Here is a 9,488-nt window from a genome sequence, read left to right as displayed (position 1 = left end):
CGCCGCCGACAAGCTGGAGGTGGTGCTGATGACGTGGGACAACATGGGGCGACCGGCGATCTTGTGCAGCACCTTGGGGTGGGCCGACTTCATGCGGGTGCCCTTGCCGGCAGCCATGATGACAATGGAAAGCGACATGGGAATCCTGGGGGACTGGTGACGACTACTGCTTCGGAGGGGCTTCAGCGTCTTTGGGTTTGAGGGGAATGGACACGATGCGCGGGCTGATGGCAGGCAGCGGAAAATCCTTGAGTGCGGCCGCGAACATGGGCGCCATCATGCGCTCGTCCCAGCCACCATTTTGCTGTCGCACGGCGTGGGTTTCGTACAAGACCTTGGTGGTTTTCTTGTCACGGATCAGCAGATCAACCTGCATCTCGCTCATGGGCGGCTCCAACGACAGGCCCAGGCCAAAACCGAAGCGGCTGCCACCGCCGTACCAGCTGCCAAAGCCTACGCGGCCATAGGGACCGTAAGGGCCCCAGCGGTCACGCCAAGGGCTTTGGTACAGGCGCGACTGCATGGCCACCTGCACCATCACGTCGGCCAACTCGGGCGTGGCTGCCAGGGTGAAGCCAGCGGTGGCCAAGGCGGGCGCCGCAGCCGCTTCGACATTGGCTTGCAAGGGTGCATCCACCTGCTGCGAAGGCAGGCGCTCGAAAGCATAGGTGGTGGCCGACGGCTTGCGCTCGGCGGGCCAGTTGCCAAAGCTGGAGACCTCGCTGGTCACCGAATGCAAGGCCGCGCAACCGCTGAGCACGGCGGCACCGGCCACCAACAGCGCGGTGGCCGCCACTCTCATCCAGCGACGCGGGGTGTGATCAATCATCTTGTTGTCGAATGCTCACGATGGAGATTTTGGATTCGCCCACGGGGCCGCAGCTTTCTTCTTCGTCAAAGGCGATGTCGCCACCGGCCACCGGCTGGCCTGAGGCCTGGATGGTGGTGAAGGGGTAGAGGCTGCGGTCCATCAGGTGCGAGGGCACGATGTTGGACAGGGCCGTGAACATGTTGTCCACGCGGCCGGGGAATTTGCGGTCCCATTCGTTGATCATTTCGCGCATTTGCTGGCGTTGCAGGCCGTCCTGGCTGCCACACAGGTTGCAGGGAATGATGGGGAACTGACGGTGTTCTGCATAAGTGGCCAAGTCCTTCTCGGCACAGTAGGCCATGGGACGAATGACCACATGATCGCCGTTGTCTGTGACCAGCTTGGGCGGCATGCCCTTGAGCTTGGAGCCGAAGAACATGTTCATGAACAGGGTCTGCAGCATGTCGTCGCGGTGGTGGCCCAAGGCGATCTTGGTGCAGCCCAGCTCGGACGCCACGCGGTACAAGATGCCCCGGCGCAGGCGCGAGCACAGGCTGCAGGTGGTCTTGCCCTCGGGGATCACGCGCTTGACGACGCTGTAGGTGTCCTGTTCCTCGATGCGGAAAGGCACACCCACCTTGGTCAGGTACTCGGGCAGCACGTGCTCCGGAAAACCGGGCTGCTTCTGGTCCAGGTTGACGGCCACCAACTCGAACGCCACCGGGGCGCGCTTTTGCAGGTTCATCAGCACGTCGAGCATGGCGTAGCTGTCCTTGCCGCCCGACATGCAGACCATGACCTTGTCACCGCCTTCAATCATGTTGAAGTCGGTGATGGCTTGGCCCACTTGGCGGTGCAGGCGCTTGGAGAGCTTTTGCGCTTCGAAAGCCTGCTTCTTGGCTTTGGCGTCTTCGGCCTTGGCTTCGTCGGTGCGGTGCAGGAATTCGGGGCGGGTGTCGGTGAGTACGGCGTCGTTCATCCTGCAATTTTCGCCGATCTGGCGCCATCTGGCCAATCCCGGCTGAAAGTCGATGGGGAATACCTTGTAAAGCTCATTTAACGCCAAAGGTTACATTGCGCCAACGAGCACACACCACAGGGAAGTTTTCAATGTCCTTTCACCGCCCCACCGCCATGGCCAGCTTGCTGGCCGCCGCCCTGACCGCAGGCTTCAGCACCGCCGCCGTGGCCCAATCGGCCTACACCATGACCGTGCTGGGCAAGCCCACTGGCGCCTACTCCTTCGTGCCCACCACGCTGGACGACCAAGGTGTGGTGCGTGGTGCCATGTATTACAAATCGGGGGTGAAATTCGTCCGTTTCACGTTCCTCCCGGCTTATTTGTACCAGGCGGTGTCCTGGAGCGGCACCACGGCCACGGCGCCGGCCACCCTGGGCGGCAAGTACCTCTTCCCCAAGCTCGCCAACAACAGCGGCTGGCAGGTCGGCCCCTTCAACAAGACCTCGGAGCTTGGCAGCTCGGTGTCGCCTGAGGTTTTCCCGAGCGTGACCACCATCTATGGCAGCTCTTTCCGAGGCGCCAATGTGTTTGCACCCGGCTCAGTGGGTTCAACCACCATGTTGCGCAAAGGCACCGTTGACACTGACCTGTCGGCGCTGCTGGCCAAGAGCCTGGGCAACTCCAACACCAGCAGCTTCAAAAGCATGTTTTCCGCGAAGGGCATGAACCATGCCGGAGCGATCGTCGGCGTCTTCAGCCGCCCCGTGAGCGCGAGCGGCGAGGTCAATTTCGTGAGCACACCCCTGGTGTTCAGCAATGGCACCTACACCACGCTGGAGGTCGGCCCTTACCAGAGCCTGTCTCCCATCGACATCAATGACACAGGCACGGTGGTGGGGACCGTCCTTCGCAACGACCCCAGCGCGGGCTACCAAAGCTTGCCTGCGCTGTGGGTCAACCAACGGCTGACCACCGTGGGTGATGTCAGCCTGTCGCGCCACAAGCCTTTGAGCATCAACAACGCTGGGCAGGTCTTGCTGGTCGGCGACAACGGCATGTCTTTGACCGTCAGCCCCTATGATTTTGAGCGGCAACTGCGATCCAGCAGCATGGTCTGGGCGAACAACAGCGTGACCCCCTTGGTCAGCCCCAACAATGATGGGGTTCAAGCGACTGCCATGAATGACCAAGGCACCGTGGTGGGTTGCATCTTGAGCGCCGCTGGCCCACAAACGGTGGACGCTCGGCCATTCATCTGGAAAAACGGCGTGCTGCTGGACTTGACCCAAGAGTGGGCCAGCAAAGGCGTGAGCCTGCCTGCGGGCACCCGATGGGGCTGCCCCCTGGCCATCAACAACAGTGGCTCGGTGCTCATTTATCACTACACCAGCACTTTGCCCACGACCTTCACGTGGGCACGCCTCAACGCCAAGCCTTGACGACGCCGGGGGACCAGTCAGATCACCACTGCCCGGTCTCCATGCTGATCGCCACTTCGCAATCGTCAAAGATCTCCAGCTTGGCGATCTTGATGCGCACGCCCAGCACGCCGGGCAGGTCCATCAGGCGCAGGCACACCTTGCCAATCATCGATTCGAGCAGGTTGACGTGCGTGGCGTTGCACTCTTCGATGATGATGCTGCGCACCTTGCGGTAGTCCAGCACATGGGTGATGTCGTCATCGCGCGGCATCAGGGGCTGGCTGCCCATGTTCAGCTCGGCATCGACCAGGATGGGCTGCGATTCGGTCAGCTCATGGGGCAGCAGGCCCAGCGTCGTGTTGAAACGCAGCCCGCTCAGGTTCAGGGTCTGGTTGCCTCGGGTCAGCGACATGGCGCGTCCTCACATTTTTGAAAAATCGCGGTCGAACCGCTGAAGGTGCTGGCCGCCATCGACCAGCAAGGTGGTGCCGGTGATGGAGCGGTTGGCCAGGGCAAAGGCCACGGTGGCCGCCACGTCTTGCGCGGTCGATGAACGGCCCAGGGGCGACAGGCGGTGCAGCTGTTCGAACTTCTCGCCTTGCACGGTTTCGCTGGTCAAGGTCAGGCCCGGGGCCACGCCCACCACGCGCACCTGCGGCGCCAGGCTCAAAGCCAGCAGGGTGGTGGCTGATTCAAGCGCGGCTTTCGACAAGGTGTAGCTCAAGAAATCCGGGTTGGGGTTCCACAGCTTCTGATCCAGCATGTTGACCACGGCAGCATTGGTGCCGGGCCGCGTGGCGATGTGGTCGGCCAGGGCCTGGGCCAGCACGATGGCGGGCGCGGTGTTGGCGCGCAGGTGGCGCTCCAGCATGGCGTAGGTGAAGGTGGCGCTGTCGTCAAAATCAAAGGTGGAGGCGCTGTTGACCACGGCGTCGAGCGAGCCCAGGGCCTGCACGGCTTGCGGCACCAAGGTTCGGCAAGCGGCCTCGTCCGACAAGTCGGCCTGCAGCACCACGGCGCGTCGGCCCAGGGCCTGGATGTCCTTGGCGGTGGCCTGGGCCTCGTCCAATGAGTGGCGGCAATGCACGGCCACGTCCCAGCCCTGCAGGGCCAGGGTCAGGGCGATGTCACGGCCCAGGCGCTTGCCAGCCCCAGTGACCAGGACGGTGCGCGCGGTGGATGATGAAGAGGGTGATGCGGTGGAATCGGGCATGGACTTTCTACAATGGCGCATGAACCGCCAAGATCCGACTGAGCACAGTGTAGTGTCCGCCCCCTTGAACGCCCACCCGGTGGCGCGATTGATCCGCGACGAGATCCGCCAGCGCGGGGGCTGGATGCGCTTCGAGCGCTTCATGGAACTGGCGCTGTACACGCCCGGCCTGGGCTATTACAGCAGTGGCCGCCGCGTGCTGGGCCACATGCCGCAAGACGGCAGCGACTTTGTCACGGCGCCCGAACTCACCCCCCTGTTCGGCCAGACCTTGGCCACGCAAGTGATCGAAGCCCTGGAAGCCACGGGGACCGATGAAGTCTGGGAGTTCGGTGCGGGCAGCGGCGCCCTGGCCATCCAGCTGCTGGGCACCCTGGGCGACCGCCTCCAGCGCTACACCATCGTCGATCTGTCGGGCACCCTGCGGGACCGGCAGCACCATGCCCTGGTCAAAGCGTTGCCCGAGATGGCCCACAAGGTGGTCTGGGCCGACAGCCTGCCCGACCAGTTGCAAGGCGTGGTCGTGGGCAACGAAGTGCTGGACGCCATGCCTGTGCACCTGCTGACCTGGACTGGCGATCATTGGATGGAACGCGGCGTGGGTTTGGCCAGTGAGGCGGATGAAGCGGTCTTTGTGTGGGCCGACCAGCCCGCCCCCCCAGGCGCCCGCGCGCCCACCGAACGCCCCGACAACGAGTTCGTTCCCGGCACCGTGGTCGAAACCCACGGGCAGGCCGAAGCCTTCATCGCGACCCTGGCCCAACGCATGACACGGGGCGCGGCCTTCTTCATCGACTACGGCTTCCCCGAGGGCGAGTACTACCACCCGCAACGCACCGGCGGCACCCTGATGTGCCACCAGGGCCACCGCAGTGATCCTGATCCCCTGGTCAATGTGGGCGAGAAAGACATCACCACGCATGTGAACTTCACCGGCATCGCGCTGTCAGGCCAGGAGAACGGCTGGGAAGTGCTGGGCTACACCACGCAGGGGCGCTTCTTGAGCAATTGCGGCCTGCTGGCGCAGCTTGGCGATGGCGGCGGCACCTCAGCGGCCGATTTCAAGACCCGAGCGGCCGCGCAAATGCTGATCGCCGAGCACGAGATGGGCGAGCTGTTCAAGGTCATCGGCTTTGTCAAAGACCCTTGGTTCGAGGCCATCGGCTTCAGCCAGGGCGACCGCACGCACACGCTGTGAAGCGGCTGGTGGGGCTTTGACTCAAAGCACCAGGGGGCGCATCACCAATTCGGCCTCTTCGGAGACGCTTTTCTTGAGCTCGCGCTTGGCCAGCGTGCGCCCCCGGTGGTTGGCCTTGATCAGGCTGATGGGCTTTTCGGCCAGGGGCAGCGCCAGCAGGTAATGCCCCCCTTCGGCGCGCATGCCCTGGAACTTCTCCCAGAAATCGACATAGCTGGTGCTGGCGTTCAACGCCAACAGGCTTTGGTACGACAGGCTGCTTTCCACCCCCACCCCGGCCACCATGGTGATGCCCAAGGCCGCCGCCAAGCCTGCCACCCCGGCCATCAGCAGGTCAGCGGGGGCCACATCGCGGCAAAGGCGCGTGGCTTGCCGGATCTGGGCAAAGCGATCAGCATAGCCCTGCACCTGCCCCACATACAGGACATGGCTCGACGACACGGCATCCAGCTTCAGCAGCGGCGCCTTGACCACCGAAAAAGCCATCCTATACAGGGCGCAGCCATCCATCTTGAAAACCATGGTCAGGTCACCTTCACGGTGCAGACAAGGCCCACCCACTGAAATGGAGAACACGCGGCCGTCGATCTCACGCTGCCACAGGGTCATCGTCTCATTCAGCACACGCTGGAAAAAACTGGCATGCAGCGCACGGTTGACGAAATCGTAGTGCCCCACCAGCATCTGTTGACGCTGAACCCGGTCAAACCGCATGGACAGGTACGGCAAGGTGTAGCGGTAAACCGCCCGGGAATAGATCGTCAGAAGGCCTTTGGTGTGAGCGCCCGAGATGGCCTGCACCACCTCGCGATGCTGCCCCGCGTGCCACACCACCGACAGCAGCCTCAGGCAGGTGCGGCCAATGCCCAACCCCGCCTTGGCATCGATTTCCTTTTTGACCAGGGCCACCAGGGGATTCATTTCGCCCTTGTCCGGCACGCGCTGCGCCAAGGCCTGGTCGGACGCGCGGGGGAGGGTGAATGTCGTGGGCATGGACTACTCGCTGGTGACGACCACGGCCCCGCGGTCAAGAAATGTTACATATGTTCACATTTATTAACACGGACCGGTATTCGGAGAGACACGCGGTTTTTCCTGAAGGCCCCCGGGCAAATACCCGCGCAGAACGTGCATTTCACACTGAGTCGATAATCGCAACATGTTGCAACAACGCACCCTCAAATCCCTGACACGCGCCGTGGGCGTGGGACTGCACAGCGGCCAACGGGTCGAACTGACCTTGCGGCCCGCCCCGATCGACACCGGCATCGTGTTTCGGCGTGTGGACCTGAGCAACCCGGTGGACATCCCGGTCAATGCCCTGGCGGTGTGCGACACCCGCATGGCCTCCACCATCTCGCCTGGTGGCGACCCGGGCTTGCCCAAGGTCAACACCATCGAGCACCTGATGTCGGCCTGCGCCGGCCTGGGCCTGGACAACCTGATCGTGGACATCACCGCCGAAGAAGTCCCCATCCTGGACGGTTCGTCGGCGGCTTTCGTCTACCTGCTGCAAAGCGCGGGCATCGAGCTGCAAAAAGCGCCCAAGCGCTTCATCAAGGTGATCAAGCCGGTGGAAGTGCGCGAGGGCGAAGGCCGCACCCTGAAATGGGCACGCCTGGACCCGTACCACGGCTACAAGCTGGCCTTCGAGATCGACTTCGACCACCCCGCGGTTGACCAGACCGGCCAGCGCGTGGAATTCGATTTCGGCAGTGGCCAGTACAAGCGCGACATCGCCCGCGCCCGCACCTTTGGTTTCGCCAAAGACTTTGAAGTGATGCGCTCACGCGGCCTGGGTCTGGGCGGCAGCATGGACAACGCCATCGTGATCGACGACCACCGCGTGCTCAACAGCGATGGCCTGCGCTACGACGACGAGTTCGTGAAACACAAGATCCTGGACGCCATTGGCGACCTGTACGTGGTGGGCCGCCCCTTGCTGGCCGCCTACAGCGCCTACAAGTCGGGCCACGCCATGAACAATGTGCTGTTGCGCGCCCTGCTGGCCGACCCATCGGCGTATGAGATCGTCACCTTTGACGACGAGGCCCAAGCCCCCAAAGGCATGGCCGAGCTGGCCCCCGCCTGGTAAGGCTTGCAAGGTGACTCAACCATGATCTTGTTCCGCTGGATGGTCTTGCTGATGGCCCTGGCCATGGTGCTGTGCCTGGCCGCCTACACCGTGACGGGCCAGGTCATCTGGCGCCAGCGCGCCGTGCAGATGCTCAAATGGATGGTGGTGCTGGGCCTGGGCTTTTTCGGCCTGCTGATCCTGCGCCGCGCCGCGGTGTTCATCTGAAAACCCCGGGCACGTATACCCCTTGTTCAGAAAGACCAGTCCGCGATAGCATCCCCCTGACGGACTCCGCTTGATCCAACACGAGGTCAACACCAAAAGAGACACCGCAGGGAGTTGGAAAAATGAACTATTCGGCCTTGTACCAAAGGTCCATTGCCGACCGCGATGGTTTTTGGCACGAACAGGCCGCGCGCATTGACTGGCGCCGCCGCTTTGACCAGGTCTGTGATCACAGCAACCCGCCGTTTGCCCGCTGGTTCGTGGGTGGGCTGACCAACCTGTGCCACAACGCCGTCGATCGGCACCTCATGGCGCGCGCTGACCAGCCCGCCCTGATCCATGTGTCGGCCAGCACCGGCGCCGACCGCATCCTCAGCTACGGCCAACTCTTCGTGGAAGTGCAGCGCATGGCCGCGGTGCTCAAGAACCTGGGGGTGGTCAAGGGTGACCGGGTGGTGGTCTACATGCCCATGATGCTGGAGGCCGTGATCGCCATGCTGGCCACGGTGAGGCTGGGGGCCATTCACTCGGTGGTGTACGGTGGATTGTCCGCCCAGGCACTGGCCAACCGCATCGACGACATGGCCCCCCGTGTCGTCGTCACGGCCGACGCGGGCGCGCGGGACGGCCAGGTGCAGCCCTGCAAACCACTGTTGGACGAAGCCCTGAGCCTGGCGAACCGGCCGGTCAAACATGTGCTGCTGGTCAACCGCGGGCTGGCCCCGGTGGACCTGCAAGCGCCCCAGGACGTTGACTATGCCGACGCGCGCCAGCAGGTGATGGACGCCATCGTGCCCTGCGAGTGGGTCGAATCCAACCACCCCAGCTACATGCTGCACACCAGCGGCACCACCGGCCAACCCAAGGCGGTGCAGCGCGACACCGGCGGCTATGCCGTGGCCCTGGCCACCTCCATGGACCAGATTTACGATGGCAGGGCGGGCGAGACCTTCTTCGGCACCGGCGACATCAGTTCGGACGGAGGCCATGGTTGCATCGTCTACGGCCCCCTGATCGCCGGCATGGCCACCATCGTGCACGAGGGCCTCTCGCGCCAATCCGGCGCCGCCACCTGGTGGTCCCTGGTCGAAAAATACCAGGTCACCGTGATGTTCTCGGTGCCCACCGCCATCCGCGAACTGAAGAAGCACCACCCTGCCGTGCTCGAACAGCATGACCTGTCCAGCCTCAAGCACCTGTTCCTGGCGGGCGAGCCGCTGGACGAGCCCACCGCCCGCTGGATCAGCGAGGCCCTCGGCAAGCCCGTGGTGGACAACTACTGGCAGACCGAGACCGGCTGGCCCGTGCTGGCGGTGGCGCGCGGCGTTCAGCCCGACCAGCCCACCAAACCGGGCTCACCCGGCGTGCCGATGCCGGGCTACCGGGTCAAGCTGCTGCACCAGACCACCGGCAAGGAGTTGACCGAGCCGGGGCAGCGCGGCGTGCTCGCCATCGAAGGGCCCTTGCCGCCCGGATGCCTGCAAACGATCTGGCAGGACAACGCGCGTTTCGTGCGCACCTACTGGAACAGTTTTGCCGGCAAGCTGATCTACAACTCCTTTGACCTGGCCACCCGCGACGC

The 9,488-nt window shown here is 63.7% G+C and carries 11 protein-coding genes; 5 read left to right on the top strand and 6 right to left on the bottom strand.

The window, feature by feature from the left end; all coding sequences use genetic code 11:
* The 3 genes from Q7V20_RS24105 to ttcA all read right to left on the bottom strand — a co-directional run.
* Nucleotides 1-138, bottom strand: a 138-nt coding sequence (locus Q7V20_RS24105; protein ID WP_304796832.1) for an NTP transferase domain-containing protein, incomplete at its 3' end; no start/stop codon positions are given.
* 25 nt (nt 139-163) lie between these two features.
* Entirely contained in the window at nt 164-829 is a 666-nt protein-coding gene (locus Q7V20_RS24100) for a DUF4136 domain-containing protein (protein WP_304796827.1), read from the bottom strand.
* A complete protein-coding gene (gene ttcA / locus Q7V20_RS24095; RefSeq protein ID WP_304796824.1) occupies nt 822-1,790 on the bottom strand; it encodes a tRNA 2-thiocytidine(32) synthetase TtcA in 969 nt (322 codons plus the stop codon). The genes Q7V20_RS24100 and ttcA overlap by 8 nt, the downstream gene beginning before the upstream one ends.
* Before the next feature lie 131 nt (nt 1,791-1,921).
* Between ttcA and Q7V20_RS24090 the strand changes: the two genes are divergently transcribed.
* Nucleotides 1,922-3,211: a hypothetical protein gene (locus Q7V20_RS24090; RefSeq protein WP_304796821.1), complete on the top strand. Its 1,290-nt coding sequence runs from the start codon at nt 1,922-1,924 to the stop codon at nt 3,209-3,211.
* A 22-nt stretch (nt 3,212-3,233) separates the two neighbouring features.
* Here Q7V20_RS24090 and Q7V20_RS24085 read toward each other — a convergent pair whose 3' ends face one another.
* Nucleotides 3,234-3,605, bottom strand: coding sequence for a dihydroneopterin aldolase (locus tag Q7V20_RS24085; protein WP_304796819.1), 372 nt, complete (start codon nt 3,603-3,605; stop codon nt 3,234-3,236).
* Nucleotides 3,606-3,614: 9 nt separating this feature from the next.
* Complete coding sequence (locus Q7V20_RS24080; protein ID WP_304796816.1) at nt 3,615-4,406, bottom strand: SDR family oxidoreductase; 792 nt, start codon at nt 4,404-4,406, stop codon at nt 3,615-3,617.
* Between Q7V20_RS24080 and Q7V20_RS24075 the strand changes: the two genes are divergently transcribed.
* Nucleotides 4,405-5,604 (top strand): class I SAM-dependent methyltransferase, encoded by a 1,200-nt coding sequence (locus tag Q7V20_RS24075; protein ID WP_370652563.1) that lies wholly within the window; start codon nt 4,405-4,407, stop codon nt 5,602-5,604. The genes Q7V20_RS24080 and Q7V20_RS24075 overlap by 2 nt on opposite strands.
* 21 nt (nt 5,605-5,625) lie before the next feature.
* On the opposite strand, the gene Q7V20_RS24070 is transcribed toward Q7V20_RS24075, so the two are convergent.
* Nucleotides 5,626-6,597 (bottom strand): DUF535 family protein, encoded by a 972-nt coding sequence (locus Q7V20_RS24070; RefSeq protein WP_304796814.1) that lies wholly within the window; start codon nt 6,595-6,597, stop codon nt 5,626-5,628.
* 166 nt (nt 6,598-6,763) lie between these two features.
* On the opposite strand from Q7V20_RS24070, the gene lpxC reads away from it, so the two are divergent.
* From lpxC to Q7V20_RS24055, 3 genes are all read left to right on the top strand, one after another.
* Nucleotides 6,764-7,699 (top strand): UDP-3-O-acyl-N-acetylglucosamine deacetylase, encoded by a 936-nt coding sequence (lpxC, locus tag Q7V20_RS24065; RefSeq protein ID WP_304796811.1) that lies wholly within the window; start codon nt 6,764-6,766, stop codon nt 7,697-7,699.
* Nucleotides 7,700-7,720: 21 nt separating this feature from the next.
* A complete protein-coding gene (locus Q7V20_RS24060; protein WP_304796808.1) occupies nt 7,721-7,906 on the top strand; it encodes a hypothetical protein in 186 nt (61 codons plus the stop codon).
* Nucleotides 7,907-8,028: 122 nt separating this feature from the next.
* Nucleotides 8,029-9,488: AMP-binding protein (locus tag Q7V20_RS24055; protein WP_304796804.1), on the top strand; the 1,460-nt coding region annotated here is incomplete at its 3' end.

It is taken from the genome of Aquabacterium sp., from assembly GCF_030652515.1.
Taxonomy (GTDB): Bacteria; Pseudomonadota; Gammaproteobacteria; order Burkholderiales; family Burkholderiaceae_C; genus Aquabacterium.
This window is presented reverse-complemented; position numbering and strand designations above follow the sequence as displayed.

Excerpts from the sequence above, each read along its gene's own strand:
- Q7V20_RS24100 (WP_304796827.1), bottom strand. The coding sequence starts at position 829 with ATGATTGATCACACCCCGCGTCGCTGGATGAGAGTGGCGGCCACCGCG.
- Q7V20_RS24090 (WP_304796821.1), top strand. The coding sequence starts at position 1,922 with ATGTCCTTTCACCGCCCCACCGCCATGGCCAGCTTGCTGGCCGCCGCC.
- Q7V20_RS24080 (WP_304796816.1), bottom strand. The coding sequence starts at position 4,406 with ATGCCCGATTCCACCGCATCACCCTCTTCATCATCCACCGCGCGCACC.
- Q7V20_RS24060 (WP_304796808.1), top strand. The coding sequence starts at position 7,721 with ATGATCTTGTTCCGCTGGATGGTCTTGCTGATGGCCCTGGCCATGGTG.
- Q7V20_RS24085 (WP_304796819.1), bottom strand. The coding sequence starts at position 3,605 with ATGTCGCTGACCCGAGGCAACCAGACCCTGAACCTGAGCGGGCTGCGT.
- lpxC (WP_304796811.1), top strand. The coding sequence starts at position 6,764 with ATGTTGCAACAACGCACCCTCAAATCCCTGACACGCGCCGTGGGCGTG.
- Q7V20_RS24070 (WP_304796814.1), bottom strand. The coding sequence starts at position 6,597 with ATGCCCACGACATTCACCCTCCCCCGCGCGTCCGACCAGGCCTTGGCG.
- ttcA (WP_304796824.1), bottom strand. The coding sequence starts at position 1,790 with ATGAACGACGCCGTACTCACCGACACCCGCCCCGAATTCCTGCACCGC.
- Q7V20_RS24075 (WP_370652563.1), top strand. The coding sequence starts at position 4,405 with ATGGACTTTCTACAATGGCGCATGAACCGCCAAGATCCGACTGAGCAC.